At 71.4% G+C, this 16,548-nt stretch carries 15 protein-coding genes and 1 tRNA gene; 11 read left to right on the top strand and 5 right to left on the bottom strand.

Annotated features, from left to right (window positions below):
* Positions 1 to 43: 43 nt before the first annotated feature.
* The gene (locus HUT06_RS16105) at positions 44 to 496 is read left to right on the top strand and encodes a VOC family protein (RefSeq protein ID WP_176196480.1); all 453 of its coding nucleotides are present in this window, start codon (positions 44 to 46) and stop codon (positions 494 to 496) included.
* A gap of 4 nt (positions 497 to 500) precedes the next feature.
* Here the strand turns inward: HUT06_RS16105 and HUT06_RS16110 are convergent, their stop codons facing one another.
* Positions 501 to 1,928: a pyridoxal-dependent decarboxylase gene (locus HUT06_RS16110; protein ID WP_176196481.1), complete on the bottom strand. Its 1,428-nt coding sequence runs from the start codon at positions 1,926 to 1,928 to the stop codon at positions 501 to 503.
* A 281-nt stretch (positions 1,929 to 2,209) separates the two neighbouring features.
* On the opposite strand from HUT06_RS16110, the gene HUT06_RS16115 reads away from it, so the two are divergent.
* The gene (locus tag HUT06_RS16115) at positions 2,210 to 3,070 is read left to right on the top strand and encodes a hypothetical protein (protein WP_176196482.1); all 861 of its coding nucleotides are present in this window, start codon (positions 2,210 to 2,212) and stop codon (positions 3,068 to 3,070) included.
* A 1-nt stretch (position 3,071) separates the two neighbouring features.
* On the opposite strand, the gene HUT06_RS16120 is transcribed toward HUT06_RS16115, so the two are convergent.
* Positions 3,072 to 3,824 (bottom strand): helix-turn-helix transcriptional regulator, encoded by a 753-nt coding sequence (locus HUT06_RS16120; RefSeq protein ID WP_176196483.1) that lies wholly within the window; start codon positions 3,822 to 3,824, stop codon positions 3,072 to 3,074.
* Between the two features lie 65 nt (positions 3,825 to 3,889).
* Here HUT06_RS16120 and HUT06_RS16125 point away from each other — a divergent pair, with 65 nt between their 5' ends.
* Together HUT06_RS16125 and pyk are read left to right on the top strand one after the other, a co-directional pair.
* The gene (locus HUT06_RS16125; protein WP_176196484.1) at positions 3,890 to 4,444 is read left to right on the top strand and encodes a type 1 glutamine amidotransferase domain-containing protein; all 555 of its coding nucleotides are present in this window, start codon (positions 3,890 to 3,892) and stop codon (positions 4,442 to 4,444) included.
* 110 nt (positions 4,445 to 4,554) lie between these two features.
* Positions 4,555 to 5,985: a pyruvate kinase gene (pyk, locus tag HUT06_RS16130; protein WP_176196485.1), complete on the top strand. Its 1,431-nt coding sequence runs from the start codon at positions 4,555 to 4,557 to the stop codon at positions 5,983 to 5,985.
* Positions 5,986 to 6,170: 185 nt separating this feature from the next.
* Here the strand turns inward: pyk and HUT06_RS16135 are convergent.
* Positions 6,171 to 6,243 (bottom strand) — tRNA-Leu (locus HUT06_RS16135).
* Positions 6,244 to 6,339: 96 nt separating this feature from the next.
* Between HUT06_RS16135 and HUT06_RS16140 the strand changes: the two genes are divergently transcribed.
* The 6 genes from HUT06_RS16140 (at position 6,340) to HUT06_RS16165 (ending at position 12,196) form a co-directional block, all read left to right on the top strand.
* Positions 6,340 to 6,948 carry an ANTAR domain-containing response regulator gene (locus HUT06_RS16140; RefSeq protein ID WP_302931807.1) on the top strand — a complete coding sequence of 203 codons (609 nt, stop codon included), beginning with the start codon at positions 6,340 to 6,342 and terminating at the stop codon, positions 6,946 to 6,948.
* Between the two features lie 286 nt (positions 6,949 to 7,234).
* Entirely contained in the window at positions 7,235 to 8,410 is a 1,176-nt protein-coding gene (locus tag HUT06_RS16145; protein ID WP_217711313.1) for a branched-chain amino acid ABC transporter substrate-binding protein, read from the top strand.
* 91 nt (positions 8,411 to 8,501) lie between these two features.
* Positions 8,502 to 9,467: a branched-chain amino acid ABC transporter permease gene (locus HUT06_RS16150; protein WP_176196486.1), complete on the top strand. Its 966-nt coding sequence runs from the start codon at positions 8,502 to 8,504 to the stop codon at positions 9,465 to 9,467.
* The gene (locus HUT06_RS16155) at positions 9,464 to 10,618 is read left to right on the top strand and encodes a branched-chain amino acid ABC transporter permease (RefSeq protein WP_176196487.1); all 1,155 of its coding nucleotides are present in this window, start codon (positions 9,464 to 9,466) and stop codon (positions 10,616 to 10,618) included. The genes HUT06_RS16150 and HUT06_RS16155 overlap by 4 nt, the downstream gene beginning before the upstream one ends.
* Before the next feature lie 47 nt (positions 10,619 to 10,665).
* The gene (locus HUT06_RS16160; RefSeq protein ID WP_176201402.1) at positions 10,666 to 11,406 is read left to right on the top strand and encodes an ABC transporter ATP-binding protein; all 741 of its coding nucleotides are present in this window, start codon (positions 10,666 to 10,668) and stop codon (positions 11,404 to 11,406) included.
* Positions 11,396 to 12,196: an ABC transporter ATP-binding protein gene (locus tag HUT06_RS16165; RefSeq protein ID WP_176196488.1), complete on the top strand. Its 801-nt coding sequence runs from the start codon at positions 11,396 to 11,398 to the stop codon at positions 12,194 to 12,196. The genes HUT06_RS16160 and HUT06_RS16165 overlap by 11 nt, the downstream gene beginning before the upstream one ends.
* A 101-nt stretch (positions 12,197 to 12,297) precedes the next feature.
* Here HUT06_RS16165 and HUT06_RS16170 read toward each other — a convergent pair whose 3' ends face one another.
* The gene (locus HUT06_RS16170) at positions 12,298 to 12,867 is read right to left on the bottom strand and encodes a DUF4352 domain-containing protein (RefSeq protein ID WP_176196489.1); all 570 of its coding nucleotides are present in this window, start codon (positions 12,865 to 12,867) and stop codon (positions 12,298 to 12,300) included.
* A gap of 281 nt (positions 12,868 to 13,148) precedes the next feature.
* A complete protein-coding gene (locus HUT06_RS16175) occupies positions 13,149 to 13,505 on the bottom strand; it encodes a PaaI family thioesterase (RefSeq protein ID WP_254715764.1) in 357 nt (118 codons plus the stop codon).
* A gap of 138 nt (positions 13,506 to 13,643) precedes the next feature.
* Between HUT06_RS16175 and polA the strand changes: the two genes are divergently transcribed.
* On the top strand, positions 13,644 to 16,334 hold the full coding sequence (gene polA / locus HUT06_RS16180) for a DNA polymerase I (RefSeq protein ID WP_176196490.1): 2,691 nt from the start codon (positions 13,644 to 13,646) through the stop codon (positions 16,332 to 16,334).
* Positions 16,335 to 16,548: the final 214 nt, after the last annotated feature.

A 16,548-nucleotide genomic window follows, 5' to 3' on the forward strand; every position in this document is an offset into this window, starting at 1 on the left:
CCTAGCGTGGGCACCCGTAACCACCGCCCACCAGGGAGGCAACATGATCACGAAGCTGGGACTGGCCACCGTCTGGGTCCTCGACCAGGACTCCGCCCTCGCGTTCTTCACCGGCAAGCTCGGCCTGGAGGTCCGCGACGACCTGACCCTCGGCGAGGGCGGGATGCGCTGGGTCACCGTCGGCGCCAAGGAGCAGCCCGACCTCAGCCTCGCCCTCATGGTCCCCGGACCGCCCACCATGGACCCCGACTCCGCCGCCCAGATGAAGGCGCTCATCGCCAAGGGCGTCCTCGGCGCCGGCGCCTTCAACACCGACGACTGCCAGGCCGAGTACGAGCGCCTGTCCGCCCGCGGCGTCGAGTTCGTCCACAAGCCGGAGAAGCGCCCGTACGGCATCGAGGCCGTCTTCCGCGACGACTCCGGCTGCTGGTACAGCCTCACCCAGCCCTTCGCCGAACTCGACGAGACCGCCCCCTGGAACGACTGCGCCACCTGAGAGGTCACTCCAGCACGGTGGGGCCGAGTTCGCGGAGGACGTGTACCAGTTGTTCCACGTCGGCCTTTGTCGTGCGCCAGTTGAGCGGTGCGGGGCGGAACACCGTCATGCCGCGGTAGGTGCTCGTGCCCGCGTAGACGCGGCCGTCGGCGAGCAGGGCCTCGCCCAGGCGGGCGTTCAGCGCGTCGAGACGGTCCTCGGGGACGCCCTCCGGGCGGTACCGGAAGCACGCGATGCACAGCTGGACCGGTGCCAGCAGCTCCAGGTCGGGCGCCGCCTCGACGAGGGCGCCGAGATGCGCGGCCACGTCGAGGTGGCGCTCCACCATCTGCCGGTAGCCGTCCCGGCCGTAGGCGCGCAGCGTCGCCCAGATCGGCAGCGCCCGCGCCCGCCGCGACGACTCCGGGCCCAGCATGTTGTAGTTGACGCGCTCGCCGTCGGCGTCCGGCAGGTACGCCGCGCCCCACGCGCCGAACGCGCGGCTCAGCCCGCCGGGGTCCCGGACGAACGAGAACCCGCTCTCGTACGGCACGTTCAGCCACTTGTGCCCGTCCGCCGTGACCGAGTCGGCCCGCTCCACCCCGCGGGCGAGGTGCGCGGTGCGCGGGCTCAGCGCGGCGAACAGGCCGAAGGCCCCGTCCACGTGGAGCCAGGCGCCGTGCCGCTCGGCGAGGTCCGCCAGGTCCGCGATCGGATCGGAGTCGCCGGTGTTGACCTCGCCGAGGTTCGCCACGACCACGGCGCGCCCGCCGGTCCGGGCGAGGGCCTCGTCCATGGCGGCGAGGTCGACCCGCCCGGCGTCGTCGCGCGCGAACGTGCGCAGCGTGTCCCGGCCGCAGCCCAGGATCTGCAGCGCCTTGCGCGTGCTGACGTGCACCAGCCCGCTGCTGAACACCGGCATCGCCGGCAGCCCGGACAGGCCCCGCGACGCCACGTCCACGCCGTACCGCTCCGCCCACCAGGAGCGCGCGCTCGCCAGGCCCGCCACGTGCGCGAGCGTCGCGCTCGGCGTCAGCACGCCCCCGAACGAGGCGGGCAGCCCGAACAGCTCCTTCAGCCAGCGCAGCACGACCGTTTCCGCGCGTGCCGCGAGCGGCGAGGTGAGCCACAGCCCGGCCGCCTGGTCCAGCAGCGACGCCGTCCAGTCGCCCGCCATCGCCGCCGGCGTCGACCCGCCCACGACGAAGTGGAAGAACCGCGGCCCGGACGAGTGCGTCGCCGCCGCCGTCCCGACCCTGACCAGCCGCTCCACCGCCGCCACCGCGCCGTCCCCGGCGGCGGGCAGCGGGCCGTCCAGCTCGTCGAGGAGCGCGTCCATCGAGCGGTCGTGGACGGGACGCGCCGCCAGCCCGTCCAGATACGGCCCCGCCTCCCGCGCCACCACCGCGAGCGGGCCACCGGCCCTGTCACGTTCGTCTAGGGGATCACTCATGACGCATAGCAGACCACAGCCGCGGTTCCGGTGAAAACGGTCTTGACCTCGGCCCCCCTTGTGGTCTTGGGACCGGTCGGCTAGCGTCCCGCCAGGGTCCACGCGGCGCCGGGACGGCACACTCCCGGCGCGCCGCCGTGGGCCGCGCGCTCCCGCACCCCGCAGCGCGGGACATCAGGGGCCCGGCCACCCACCGCTGGGGTGGCCGGGCCCACCGCGACCCGCCCGGACGGCCGTTTCCTACAAGACCGGCCGGAACCGGCCTCCCTAGGGTGGTCGCCATGAGAGTCCCGCACGCCGACGCCCTGGCCCGCGCCGAACGGTTCCTGCTGCTCAACGGCCGCCTCATCGACCGCCACCGGTTCGCGCTCCACTTCCGGGGCGGCCCCGCCGCCCCCGTCGTCGCCGCGCTCCGGGCCTACGAGAACCCCGACGGCGGCTACGGCCACGCCCTCGAACCCGACCTGCGCGGGGCCGGCAGCCAGCCCGTCCCCGCCCAGCACGCCCTCCAGTTCCTGCACGAGGCCGGCGCCGACCGCGATCCCGCCGTCGACCGCGTGGCCGGCTACCTCGCCTCCATCAGCCGGGACGGCGGGGGAGTGCCGTTCGTGCTGCCGACCGTCCGCGACGCGCCGCACGGCCCCTGGTGGCAGACCCCCGACGACCCGCCCGCGAGCATCAACCCCACCGCCACCCTCGCCGGGATGCTCCACCGTGCCGGATCCGCCCACCCCTGGCTCGCCCAGGCCACCGCCTTCTGCTGGCGCCACCTGGACGGCCTCGACGCCGAACCGGGGCCCTACGACGTCCTGGCGATCCTGACGTTCCTCGACCACGTCCCCGACCGCGACCGCGCCGAGGCCGCCTTCGGCCGCGTCCGGGACGCCCTCGCCGCCGCCGCGCACAGCGACCACCACGACGTGCTCGACTTCGCGCCGGCCCCGGGCGGCCACGGGAGCCGCCTCTACCCCGAGGACGTCATCGACGCGCGGCTCGACGCCCTCATCGACGACCAGGACGACGACGGCGGCTGGGACATCGCCTTCCCCAGCTGGACCCCCGTCACCCGGCCCGAGTGGCGCGGCTTCGTCACCGTCGAGCGGATCCTGACGCTGCGCGCCTACGGCCGGCTCAAGCCCTGACTCACAGCAGGTTCCCGACGGGCTCGCCGGCCAGGTCCCGCACCTCGTGCGCGAAATGGGCCTGGTCGGCGTAGCCCGCCGCGTACGCCACCTCCGCCAGCGCCCCGCCGGCCCGCGCCAGCCGCAGCGCCCGCTGGAACCGCAGCACCCGCTGCAGCGTCTTCGGCCCGTACCCGAACGCCGCCAGCGAACGGCGCCGCAGCTGGCGCTCGCCGATGCCGAGGCCGTCCGCCACGTCCCGCACCCGGCCGCGGGCCACCCCCGCCACCACCGCCGGGACGAGCGGATCGGGCGGGCCCAGCCGCTCCCGCACCGCCGCGACCAGCGCCGCGCGCCGGTCGCCCGCCGCCGCGACGTCCGCGGCCAGCCGGTCGGCCTGCGCGCCCCACAGCTCCCGCAGCGGGACGCGCGCGTCCCGGACCGCGTCCGCCGGGACGCCCAGCACCGGCGGCGCCGTCCCCGGCCGGAACCGCACCGCCACCACCGCATCGCCCGGCCGCATCGCCGCGGGGAGCGGCCCGGTGTCCGGGCCCGCCACGAGGATCCCGTCCCGCGACCACATGAGGTCGACGCAGCCGTCCGGCACCACGCGCTGCACGAACGGCTCCGCGTCCGCCGGCAGCGCCGCCGTCCACGCGCAGGCCAGCCCCGGCGCCGGGTACTCGCGATAGGTCCGCTGGCGGCCGCTCGGCCGAGCGGAGCCCGTCGCTTGATTGGCGGTGGGTGGGGGCGGTTGGCGGACGGTGGGGCTCATCCCTCCTGCATACCACCGGTCCCTTCGGGCAAGGGCCAGGGAAACCCGCCAAATCAGGAGAAACCATGTCGAACGATCTTCAGGGCACCTCCGTCGCCTTCCTCTGCGCCCCCGAGGGCACCGAGCAGGTCGAGCTGACCGAGCCTTGGACGGCCGTGGAGCAGGCCGGCGGCACCCCGCGCCTGGTCTCCACCCAGTCCGGCCGCCTGCAGGCGTTCAACCACCTGGACAAGGGCGACACCTTCCCCGTCGACACCACCGTCGACGTCTCCGACCACACCGAGTTCGACGCGCTGGTGCTGCCGGGCGGCGTCGCCAACCCCGACTTCCTGCGCACCGACCCCGACGCCGTCGCGTTCGCCAGGTCCTTCTTCGACGCCGGCAAGCCCGTCGCCGTCATCTGCCACGGGCCGTGGACGCTCGTGGAGGCGGACGTCGTGCGGGGCCGCACCATGACGTCCTGGCCCAGTCTCCAGACCGATCTGCGCAACGCGGGCGCGGACTGGGTGGACGAGGAGGTACAGATCTGCGAGGACGGGCCCAACACCCTCGTTAGCAGCCGCAAGCCCGACGACCTCAAGGCGTTCTGCCAGGCCGCCGTCGAGGCGTTCAAACGCTGACCGGGGCCACATGTGGTCTAGACCTCTGACCTAGACCAATCGGTGAACCGCGGGCGACCATATCCTGCGCGAATATCCGTACCGGCAAGTAACTAAGTACGGTTGTGCACGTGACCCGTCGAGCGAAGATTGTCAGCACCATCGGTCCCGCCTGCTCCAGCACCGAGCAGATCAACGCCCTCGTCGAGGCCGGTATCGACGTCGCGCGCCTCAACATGAGCCACGGCGACCACGCCGTCCACGAGGAGGTCTACCACCGGATCCGGGCGGCGGCCGACGCCACCGGCCGCGGCGTCGGCATCCTGGCGGACCTGCAGGGCCCGAAGATCCGGATCGGGCGCTTCCCCGACGGGCCGGTACGGCTCACCCTCGGCGACGAGTTCACCATCACCACCGACGACGTCCCCGGCACCCGCCGCGAGGTGTCCACCACCTACCAGGGCCTGCCGGGCGACGTCAGCCCCGGCGACAGCGTCCTCATCGACGACGGCCGCGTCGCCCTCAAGGTCGTCGACGTCGACGGCACCCGCGTCCGCACCACCGTCACCGTCGGCGGCATGGTCTCCGACAACAAGGGCCTCAACCTGCCCGGCGTCCCGGTCAGCGTCCCCGCCCTCACCGACAAGGACGAGACCGACCTGCGCTGGGCCCTGCGCCTCGGCGTCGACCTCGTCGCCCTGTCCTTCGTGCGGACCCCGGCCGACGCCGACATCTGCTACCAGATCATGGAGGAGGAGGGCGTCCGCGTCCCCCTCATCGGCAAGATCGAGAAGCCGCAGGCCGTCGAGCGCCTCCCCGAGATCGTCGCCGCCTTCGACGGCATCATGGTCGCCCGCGGCGACCTCGGCGTCGAGCTCCCGCTGGAGCAGGTCCCGATCGTGCAGAAGCGCGCCATCGAGCTGTGCCGCGAGAAGGCCCGCCCGGTCATCGTCGCCACCCAGATGCTCGAGTCCATGATCTCCGCGCCGCGCCCCACCCGCGCCGAGACCTCCGACGTCGCCAACGCGGTCTTCGAGGGCGCCGACGCCGTCATGCTGTCCGGCGAGACCAGCGTCGGCCAGTACCCCATCGAGTCCGTCCTGACGATGAGCCGCATCGTGCAGACCGCCGAGCAGGCCGCCCTGCACGCCACCCACACCCTGGAGCGCATGCCCGAGACCGTCGGCGGCGCCATCGCCCGCGCCGCCGCCGAGGTCGGCGCCATCGTCGGCGCCGAGGCCCTCGCCGCGTTCACGATGTCCGGCGAGACGGCCCGCCGCCTGTCCCGCTACCGCTCGCCGATCCCGCTGCTGGCCTTCACCTCGGTCCCCGCCGTCCGCGGCCGGCTCGCGCACGTCTGGGGCGTCGAGACGTTCATCGTCCCGCAGGTCGACCACACCGACGCCATGTTCGGCCAGGTGGAGCAGGCCCTCCTCGAACTGGGCCGCTGCCAGAAGGGCGACAAGGTCGTCGTCGTGGCCGGGTCGCCCCCGGGCACCCCCGGCTCCACCAACGCCCTCCGCGTCCACACCCTGGGCGACGCCATCGCCGTCCAGCACTGAGCGACCCGCCCGGCACAGAGCCAACCGCCCCGCCGGGCACCGCGCGACCCGCACCCCGCGCGGTGCCCGGCCCTCCGATCACCACCCGATCTCATTTCCACGACGCTCCGGCCAACCACCCACCCCCGGCCCGGCCCCGGCGGACGAAAAAACCGCCGTCCGGCCGGACGGCGGTTCGTCAGCGGTGCCCCGAGTGGGATTCGAACCCACACTTGATGTGGTTTGAGCACATTGCCTCTGCCATTGGGCTATCGGGGCATTTATCCGGATAATCCGGACAGTTGGGCGGCGTAGGGAACGGGGCGCGCCAGGGGAACCCTCGCGGGGACCAGGGTAGCGGGTTTCGGTAGGCTCGTGCGCGTGGAGAGCGCTCGGCGAGTTGTGATCGCGGAAGATGAGGCCCTGATCCGGCTGGACCTGAAGGAGATGCTTCAGGAGGACGGCTACGAGGTCGTCGGAGAGGCGGGGGACGGCGAGGCCGCCGTGCGGCTGGCCGGCGAGCTCAAGCCCGATCTGGTCATCCTGGACGTGAAGATGCCGGTGCTGGACGGGATCTCGGCGGCCGAGCGGATCTCCGCGGACCGGATCGCGCCGGTGGTGATCCTCACCGCGTTCTCCCAGCGCGAGCTCGTCCAGCGGGCGACCGACGCCGGGGCGATGGCCTACCTCGTCAAGCCGTTCTCCAAGACCGACCTCGCGCCGGCGATCGAGATGGCGGTGAGCCGCTACACCGAGCTGCGGGCGCTGGAGGCCGAGGTCGCGGGGCTGCAGGAGCGGCTGGAGACGCGCAAGGTGGTCGACCGCGCGAAGGGGCTGCTGCAGCAGGCGCACGGGTGGTCCGAGCCGGAGGCGTTCCGCTGGATCCAGAAGACCTCGATGGACCGCCGGCTCACGATGCGGGCCGTCGCGGAGGCGGTCGTCGCGGGCGCGTCCGGCGCGCGGGACGAGTCCGCCGCCGAGTGACCCGCCGTCACCGGCGGTCGGCGCGTTGTCAAGGTCCAACCAGAGGCTCTGGACTGGCCCATCGTCGTCACTCTCTGTAATCATCCCAGGCAATTGCGGGTATCGGATGGGCACAGGGGAGTAACGACTGAGTAACCCTTCGATCCGGGGGGCCTGTTTCGGGGTGGCTCGACGGTGTACGACATAGCTGGTCCCTGACTGACCGTTTTCCTTTGCCAAGGGTTCGGCGTCGGGGCATGACTCGTACCCGATCCCCTCCCGGATCCGGATGGAAAGGTTGGGCACCTTGCGGCGCAACAAGATGAGGATCACCGGCGCGGTGGCGGTGAGCGCGGCGCTCGCGCTCAGCGCCGTGGCCTGCGGTGACGACGGCGGCGACTCGGGTGGCAGTGGCAACGAGGTCACGATCGGCTTCATGGGCGACCTGACCGGCGAGAACTCGGGCCTGGTGATCCCGCCCAAGCAGGGCGCGCAGCTGGCCATCGAGCAGTACAACGCCACGAACCCCAAGGTCAAGATCAAGCTCAAGACCTATGACAGCCAGGGCAAGCCGGAGCAGGCGACCTCGCTGGCCCTCGGCGCCGTCAAGAACGACAAGATCGCCGGCTTGATCGGCCCCGCGTTCTCCGGTGAGTCGCAGAGCGTCGGCCCGATCCTGGAAGAGGCCAAGATCCCGAGCGTGTCCCCGTCGGCGACGGGCATCACGCTGGCGGAGAAGGGCTGGAAGTTCTGGCACCGCGTGGTGGCCGACGACGCGGCGCAGAGCGCCGGCGTCGGCAACTTCGTGATGAACTCGGTGAAGGCCAAGAAGGTCTTCCTGGTGTCGGACAACCAGGACTACGGCAAGGGCCTCGCGGACGCCATCGAGAAGGCCGTGAAGGCCAAGGGCGCCCAGACCCAGAGCGACGCGGTCGACGACAAGGGCACCGACTACTCCTCCACGGTCAACAAGATCAACCAGTTCAAGCCCGACGTGGTGTACTTCGGCGGCTACTACGCGGTCGCCGGCCGGCTGTTCAAGCAGCTGCGCGAGGGCGGCTACACCGGCAAGATGATGTCGGGCGACGGCTCGCTCGCCACCGGCCTGATCGAGGGCACCGGGCAGAAGAACGCCCAGGGCACGCTGATCAGCTGCGGCTGCCTCATCGACCCGACCGGCAAGACCAACCCGAAGGCCAAGAAGTTCGCCGACGACTACAAGGCGAAGTTCGGCTCGGACGTCGCGATCTACTCGACCGAGGGCTTCGACGCCGCGACCGCGTTCGTCGAGGCGGTCAAGGCCGGCAAGACCAAGCCCGAGGAGATCAACGACTTCCTCAAGACCCTGGACATCCAGGGCGTCGGCAAGCCGATCAAGTTCGCGGAGAACGGCGAGCTCGCCACCGAGGACATCTTCATCTACGAGGTGAAGGACAACCAGCTGCCGCTGCTCGGCAACAGCAACGAAGCGAAGGTCTCGTAGGCGTCACCCACGCCTCCGACGAGATCTCCTGACGGCGCGGGAGCGGGAGCGCTACAGCGCTCCCGCTCCTTCTCGACTAAGGCGACCAAAGGTGCTCGACGACTTCATCAATCAATTCTGGCCGTCGACCATCGACGGCTTGGCGCTCGGCGCGATCTACGCGCTGCTGGCGCTGGGCTACACGATGGTCTACGGCGTGCTGAGGCTGATCAACTTCGCACACGCCGACATCTTCATGGTCGGCACGTTCGCGGCCCTGTGGACGGTGCGCTCGCTGGGCGTCGGCACCGTGGGGGGCTTCGCGCTGGTGGGGGTGGTGGCGCTCACCGCGGTGGTGGCCGGCGCGGTCACCGCGGGCAGCGCCATGCTCCTGGAGGTGACGGCGTACCGGCCGCTCCGAAAAAGGGGGGCGTCCCGGCTGGCCGCGCTCATCTCGGCCATCGGTGCGTCGATCTTCATCCAGCAGCTGTTCGCGACGGTGGTCGTGCACCGGGTGTTCGGAACCTCGAAGGAGGGCGGCAAGCTCCCCGTCGACGAGCACTACAAGAAGCTCACCGACGTGGTGGACTTCGGCCCCATCCAGATCAGCAACGACAAGCTCATCATCTTCGTCGGCGCGGTGCTGATGATGGTCGCGCTCGACCAGTTCGTGAACCGGACGAAGCTCGGCCGGGGCATCCGCTCGACGGCGCAGGACCCGGAGACGGCCGTGCTGATGGGCGTCAACATCGACCGCGTCGTGTCGGTGACGTTCGTGGTCGGCGGCGTCATGGCGGGCGTCGCGGCGGCGCTGTACTTCCTGCGCTTCGAGCAGACGAACTACTTCGTCGGGTTCCTGCTCGGCATCAAGGCGTTCACGGCGGCGGTCCTCGGCGGGATCGGCAACATCCGCGGCGCGCTCGCGGGCGGGTTCGTCCTCGGGCTGCTCGAGATGTACGGGTCGAGCCTGTTCGGTTCGCAGTGGCGGGACGTGGTCGCGTTCACCGTGCTGATCCTGGTCCTGATGTTCCGTCCCACCGGCATCCTCGGTGAGTCCCTCCAGCAGGCGCGCGCATGAACCTTACGAAGACGAAGAACGGCAAGGCGGGCCGGCGCGGTTCCGGCCTCTCCCTCGACCCGCTGCGGGACTGGTGGGCGGGCGCCCCCGGCTGGCAGCGCTGGGCGGTCTACGTCCTGCTCATCGTCGGCGCGGTCTTCCTGCCGAGCGAGGCGATCGGCAGCTTCATGGCGCCGAGCGGCGCGAGCTGGCCGTCGATGCTCAGCGACCAGATCGCCATCTACGTGCTGCTGGCGCTCGGCCTGAACGTGGTCGTCGGCATGGCGGGCCTCCTGGACCTCGGCTACGTCGCGTTCTACGCGGTCGGCGGCTACACCATCGCGATCTTCGCGGTGCGGTACCACTGGAGCTTCTGGGAGACGCTGGTCCTGGCGATCCTGTTCTCGGCGCTGGCGGGCGTGATCCTCGGCGCTCCGACGCTGCGGCTGCGGGGCGACTACCTGGCGATCGTGACGCTCGGCTTCGGTGAGATCGTCAAGCGGACGGCGAACAACAGCTCGTTCGTGAACGGCCCGCGCGGTGTGCAGGGCATCCCGCACCCGCCGTCGCTGTCGGAGTTCGAGATCCTCGGCGTGCAGCCGCTGAAGTACGGGCTGCTGGACACGCGGCCGTACTACTACCTGCTGCTGGCGTTCATCGTCATCGCGATCATCTTCGTCCGGCGGCTGGACGCCTCGCGCGTCGGCCGGGCGTGGGCGTCGATCCGCGAGGACGAGGACGCGGCGGAGCTGATGGGCGTCCCGACGTTCAAGTTCAAGCTGGCGGCGTTCGCGATCGGCGCGGCCATCGGCGGCAGCGGCGGCGTGGTGTTCGCCGCGAAGCAGACGTCGATCCTGCCGGCGAACTTCGAGTTCATCGTGTCGGCGCTGATCCTGGCGGCGGTCGTGCTGGGCGGCTCGGGCAACATCCCGGGCGCGATCCTGGGCGCGTTCGTGGTGGCGTGGCTGCCCGAGCGGTTCCGGTTCCTGGACGAGTACCGCATGCTGATCTTCGGCGGCGCGCTGGTGCTGATGATGATCTTCCGGCCGGAGGGGCTGTGGCCGTCGCGGCGGCGCAAGGCCGAACTGGCGGAGGGCACCGGCGGCATGGGCAGCATGGGCGCCGAGATCGCCGGGCCCGGTCAGTCCGAGGCTCCGGAGGTGGGCAAGTGAGCGGGACGGACGAGCGCAGGCCGGTTCTGGAGCTGCGCGACGTCGTGATGCGGTTCGGCGGCGTCGTGGCGCTGAACAAGGTGGAGATCACCATCCGCGAGGGCGAGATCTTCGCGCTGATCGGCCCGAACGGCGCGGGCAAGACGACGGTGTTCAACGTGACCACCGGCGTCTACCGGCCCACCGAGGGCTCGGTGGTGTTCGACGGCAAGCGGATCGACGGCAAGAAGCGCTACGTCGTGACGAAGCTCGGCGTCGCCCGGACGTTCCAGAACGTGCGGCTGTTCCACAACATGACCGCGCTGGAGAACGTCCTGGTGGGCACGGACGCCCACCACCGGACGGGGCTCGCCGGCGCGGCGCTCGGGCTGCCGTGGTTCCACCGCGAGGAGCGGCAGGGCCGCGAGCGGGCCCGCGAGCTGCTGGAGCTGGTGGGGATCACGCACCGGGCCGAGGAGGCCGCGAAGAACCTGCCGTACGGCGACCAGCGCCGGCTGGAGATCGCGCGGGCGCTGGGCACGAACCCGAAGCTGCTGCTGCTGGACGAGCCGGCGGCGGGCATGAACCCGGCGGAGAAGGTCGCGCTGCAGGACCTGATCCGCAAGATCCGCGACACCGGGGTGACGGTCATGCTCATCGAGCACGACATGAGCCTGGTGATGGGGATCAGCGACCGGGTCGCGGTGCTGGACTTCGGGCAGAAGATCGCCGACGGCCTGCCGGCCGACGTGCAGAACGACCCGCGGGTGATCGAGGCGTATCTGGGGGCTCCGGCCGATGCTTCTTGAGATCGAGGACATCCACGTCCACTACGGAAAGATCGCGGCGCTCAAGGGCATCTCGGCGTCCGTCGACGAGGGCGAGATCGTCACGCTGATCGGCGCGAACGGCGCCGGGAAGACGACCACCCTGAAGACGGTCTCCGGGCTGCGGAACCTGACGTCCGGGGCGATCCGCTTCGACGGCCGGGACATCAGCCGGATGCCCGGGCACAAGCGGGTGTCGGCCGGGATCGGGCAGGCGCCGGAGGGACGCGGGATCTTCCCCGGGATGACCGTGGAGGAGAACCTCCTGATGGGCGCCTACGCCCGCAGGGACGACTCGTCCAAGGAGCTGGCCGAGGCCTACGAGCTGTTCCCGCGGCTCGCCGAGCGCAGGACGCAGGCGGGCGGCACGATGTCCGGCGGCGAGCAGCAGATGCTCGCGATCGGGCGGGCGCTGATGGCCAAGCCGAAGGTGCTGCTGCTGGACGAGCCGTCCATGGGCCTCGCGCCGATGCTGGTGCAGCAGATCTTCTCGATCATCGAGGAGATCAACCGGCGCGGCACGACGGTGCTGCTGGTGGAGCAGAACGCCCAGCAGGCGCTGCAGATCGCGCATCGCGCGTACGTCCTGGAGACGGGCCGGGTGGTGAAGTCGGCGCCGGCCGCCGAGCTGCTGGACGACCCGCAGGTCCGGGCCGCCTACCTCGGCGCGGGCGAGGCGATCTCGGCGGACGCGGTCAAGGCCGAGCCCGCCGGGAACGGCGAGGCCGCGGGGAGCGGCGAGAACGACGGGAGCGGCGAGGAGCCGGGCTAGCGGGCCTCCGCCGCGTCGCGCGCCCGCCGGGCCCGGTCTCTTCCGGGCCCGGCGGGCGCCGCCGTATCCAGGGGAGCGCCGTGTTCAGGGGAGTGCGGTGTTCAGGGGAGCGTGATCTCGGCGGGGGAGGGGTCGCTGACGGCGCCGACCGGCGGGGAGCCGTAGAGCCGGATCGCCTTGGGCTTCGCGCCGCGCGGGATGTCGAACCAGAGGTCGAACTCGACGCGCATGGCCGCCCCGACCGACAGCCGCTCGGGCTGCCGTTTGATCATGGTGGCGTTGACGTCGGGGGAGTGGGTTTTCCCGTCGGCGGTGACGAGCCGCTGCTTCCAGGTGTCGAAGACCTGGATGTCGCGGCCGGTGTTGACGGCGAGGACCCGCAGGCGTGTGAAGGCGCCCTTGGCGTCCATGGCGGCGTGGGTGCCCATGACGTCGGTCATGGCGGCGCTGTAGCCGATCACGGTGAAGCTCATGTCGGCACTGCGGGCGGTCTTGCCGGCGGGCACCGACTCGCCCTCCCGGGCGGTCTCGGCGGGGATCTTGTAGGTGGGGAGCGGGTCGCCGTCTCCGGAGCCGGAGCAGCCGGTGAGCGCGAGGGCGGCGGCGAGCGCGAGCGCCCCGGTGAGGGCGGTGGCGGCGGCCGGGCGGGTGCGCGAGCGGTGGTGGCGCATGGTCGGAACGTACGGGCGGGCGGGGACGGGAATGAACCGGTGATCCCGTTTCGCAACGCAACCGCAACCGGTCACGAACCCACGCCGGTGTCGTCCTGGAAGGCGCCGTCCGGCAGGGGCCCGGACATGCGTTGACCCGGGGTCACCTTTGGGGCCGTACGAACCTTCCCCGGGCGCGTACGTTGTCTACTCGGTGACCCCGGGCCGTTCCGATCACGCTACCGACCCCGGGGCGGGGCCCGCAAAGAAAGCGCGGATCGCGGCGCGGATCGCGCGGTGGATCAGGCCCCCGGCGGCGCGTCGCGCAGCATGCACGTGAGCCGCGCCGTGCAGACCCGCCGGTTCTGGTCGTCGGTGATGACGATGTCGTAGGTCGCGAGGGTGCGGCCGCCGTGCGTGCGGGTCGCGACGCCCGTCACGTACCCCTCGGTCGCGGACCGGTGGTGGGTGGCGTTGATCTCGATGCCGACGGCGACGCGCCCCGGGCCGGCGTGGACCGCCGACCCCGTCGAGCCGAGCGTCTCGGCGAGCACGCAGGAGGCCCCGCCGTGCAGGAGCCCGTACGGCTGGGTGTTGCCCTTGACCGGCATCCGGCCCACGACGCGCTCCGCCGAGACCTCCAGGTACTCGACGCCCATGGCCTTGGCCAGGTCGCCGTGCCCGTCGAACCTCTCGCCGGAGTTGATCTCCGCGGCCGCCCGCTCCGGGGACATCCCGCCGGTGTCAGTCACTAACGCCTCCACAAAACTGTCGTACGCGCAGACTAGAGTCCTGGTGTGGCGACGACACCAGCGACCCCTGACAAGCGTGACCGGCTCCTCCTGCTCGACGGGCATTCCCTGGCCTACCGGGCGTTCTTCGCGTTGCCCGTGGAGAACTTCTCCACCACCGACGGGCAGCCGACCAACGCCGTGTACGGCTTCACCTCGATGCTCATCAACGTCCTGCGGGACGAGCAGCCCACGCACATCGCGGTGGCGTTCGACCGGTCGGAGCCGACGTTCCGGCACGAGCAGTACGTGGAGTACAAGGCGGGCCGGCAGAAGACCCCCGACGAGTTCCGCAGCCAGGTCAGCCTGATCTTCGAGGTGCTGGACGCGCTGCGCATCCCGCGGATGTCGGTCGCCGGCTTCGAGGCCGACGACATCATCGCCACGCTGTCGGTCCAGGCCACCGAGGCGGGCATGGAGACCCTGGTCGTCACCGGCGACCGGGACGCGTTCCAGCTCGTCGACGAGCACGTCACGATCCTGTACCCGGTCCGCGGCGTGTCCGAGCTCGCCCGGATGGACCCGGCCGCCGTCGAGGCCAAGTACGGCGTCCCGCCCGAGCGCTACCGGGAGCTGGCCGCCCTGGTGGGGGAGAGCAGCGACAACCTGCCCGGCGTCCCCGGCGTCGGCCCGAAGACCGCCGCGAAGTGGCTGACCAAGTACGGCGACCTCGACACCCTCGTCGCCCGCGTCGAGGAGATCAAGGGCAAGGCCGGCGACAACCTGCGCGAGCACCTCGCCGGGGTGCTGCGCAACCAGCAGCTCAACAAGCTCGACACCGGGGTCGGCCTGGAGCTGATGCCGCCGCAGCTGTCCATGGGCCAGTGGGACCGCGAGGAGATCCACACCCTGTTCGACTCGCTGCAGTTCCGCGTCCTGCGCGAGCGCCTGTACGCGTCGCTGTCGGCGGCCGAGCCCGAGGCCGAGGAGGGCTTCGAGGTCGACCTGGACGCCCTGGAGCCCGGCGCGCTCGGCGCCTGGCTGGAGGCCAACGCCGGCGACCGCCTCGGCATCGCCGTCACCGGCACCTGGGGCCGCGGCACCGGCGAGATCACCGCGCTGGCGCTGGCGTCCAAGAAGGGGCCGGCCGTCCACCTCGACCCGGCCGAGCTGATCGAGGACGACGAGCGCGCCCTCGCCGGGTACCTCGCCGACCCGGCCCGGCCCAAGGCCGTCCACGAGGCCAAGGGCCCGATGCTGGCGCTCGCCGCGCGCGGCCTGTCCCTCGCCGGCGTCACCAGCGACACCGCGCTCGCCGCCTACCTGGCGCTCCCCGGCCAGCGGACGTTCGACCTCGCCGACCTCGTCCTGCGCTACCTGCACCGCGAGCTGCGCAGCGAGACCGAGGACTCGGGGCAGCTCACCCTGGACGGCTCCGGTGAGGAGGAGGCGGCCGAGGCCCTCGCGGTCCGTGCGCGCGCCGTCACCGAGCTGGCCGACATCCTCGACAAGGACCTCGACAAGCGCGGCGCCACCCGGCTCCTCCACGAGGTGGAGCTGCCCCTCGTGGGCGTCCTGGCCGACATGGAGCGCGCGGGCATCGCCGTCGACGCCGACCACCTCGCGCACCTGTCGGCGTCCCTCGGCGGGCAGGTCAAGGAGCAGGAGCAGCTCGCCCACGACGCCGTCGGCCACGACTTCAACCTCGGCTCGCCCAAGCAGGTCCAGCAGGTGCTGTTCGACGAGCTGAACCTGCCGAAGACCAAGCGCACCAAGACCGGCTACACCACCGACTCCGAGGCCCTCACCACCCTGCTGGAGAAGGACGGCCACCCCGTCCTGGAGCACATCCTGCGCTGGCGCGAGGTCGCCAAGCTCAAGAGCATCGTCGACTCCCTCATCCCGATGCTCGACGACGCCGGGCGCATCCACACCACCTACAACCAGATGATCGCCGCGACGGGCCGGCTGTCGTCCACCGACCCGAACCTGCAGAACATCCCGATCCGCACCGCCGAAGGCCGCCAGATCCGCGAGGCGTTCGTCGTCGGCGAGGGCTACGAGTCCCTCCTCACCGCCGACTACTCCCAGATCGAGCTGCGCATCATGGCGCACCTGTCCGAGGACGAGGCACTGCTGGAGGCGTTCGGCTCCGGCGCCGACTTCCACACCATCACCGCGTCCCGCGTCTTCGGCCTCCCGCCCGAGCAGATCGACTCCGAGCTGCGCGCCCGCATCAAGGCCATGAACTACGGGCTCGCCTACGGCCTGTCCGCCTACGGCCTCTCCCAGCAGCTGCGGATCTCCCCCGACGAGGCCCGCGGCCTCATGGAAGAGTACTTCGAGCAGTTCGGCGGCGTCCGCGACTACCTGCGCGACATCGTCGCCAAGGCCCGCCAGGACGGCTACACCGAGACCATCCTCGGCCGCCGCCGCTACCTGCCCGACCTCAACTCCGACAACCGCCAGCGCCGCGAGATGGCCGAGCGCATGGCCCTCAACGCGCCGATCCAGGGCTCCGCCGCCGACATCATCAAGGTCGCGAGCCTCAACGTCGACCGCGCCCTGCGCGACGCCGGCCTCACCTCCCGCATGCTCCTCCAGGTCCACGACGAACTCGTCTTCGAAGTCGCCGCCGGAGAGCTCGACACCCTCAAGGCCCTCGTCAGCACCGAGATGGCCGGCGCCTACGAGCTGCGCGCCCCGCTCAGCATCTCCATGGGCACCGGCCGAACCTGGCAGGACGCGGCGCATTAATTGTTTTGTCCTTGGCGTCAGGCGCTAGAGCGCCTTCCTTCGGCGGACAAAACGTGCGATTGCTGCATCGCTTCGGCTCGCCTTGCGGCTCGCTGCGCGATCAGGTTTCTCGCTTCGCTCGCAACCTGCCTTCGGACGCAATCGCGACGGTTTCGGTCGTCGCGGGGCTGAGGTGGCGGCCGGGGTCGTCGCTGTAGTGGGTTGCTGTGGTCTC

It is taken from the genome of Actinomadura sp. NAK00032 (genome assembly GCF_013364275.1).
Classification (GTDB): Bacteria; Actinomycetota; Actinomycetes; order Streptosporangiales; family Streptosporangiaceae; genus Spirillospora.

Excerpts from the sequence above, each read along its gene's own strand:
- HUT06_RS16120 (WP_176196483.1), bottom strand. The coding sequence starts at position 3,824 with ATGAGCCCCACCGTCCGCCAACCGCCCCCACCCACCGCCAATCAAGCG.
- HUT06_RS16175 (WP_254715764.1), bottom strand. The coding sequence starts at position 13,505 with ATGGGCGTCGAGTACCTGGAGGTCTCGGCGGAGCGCGTCGTGGGCCGG.
- HUT06_RS16115 (WP_176196482.1), top strand. The coding sequence starts at position 2,210 with ATGAGAGTCCCGCACGCCGACGCCCTGGCCCGCGCCGAACGGTTCCTG.
- HUT06_RS16165 (WP_176196488.1), top strand. The coding sequence starts at position 11,396 with ATGCTTCTTGAGATCGAGGACATCCACGTCCACTACGGAAAGATCGCG.
- HUT06_RS16170 (WP_176196489.1), bottom strand. The coding sequence starts at position 12,867 with ATGCGCCACCACCGCTCGCGCACCCGCCCGGCCGCCGCCACCGCCCTC.
- HUT06_RS16125 (WP_176196484.1), top strand. The coding sequence starts at position 3,890 with ATGTCGAACGATCTTCAGGGCACCTCCGTCGCCTTCCTCTGCGCCCCC.
- HUT06_RS16110 (WP_176196481.1), bottom strand. The coding sequence starts at position 1,928 with ATGAGTGATCCCCTAGACGAACGTGACAGGGCCGGTGGCCCGCTCGCG.
- HUT06_RS16155 (WP_176196487.1), top strand. The coding sequence starts at position 9,464 with ATGAACCTTACGAAGACGAAGAACGGCAAGGCGGGCCGGCGCGGTTCC.
- HUT06_RS16160 (WP_176201402.1), top strand. The coding sequence starts at position 10,666 with ATGCGGTTCGGCGGCGTCGTGGCGCTGAACAAGGTGGAGATCACCATC.
- HUT06_RS16105 (WP_176196480.1), top strand. The coding sequence starts at position 44 with ATGATCACGAAGCTGGGACTGGCCACCGTCTGGGTCCTCGACCAGGAC.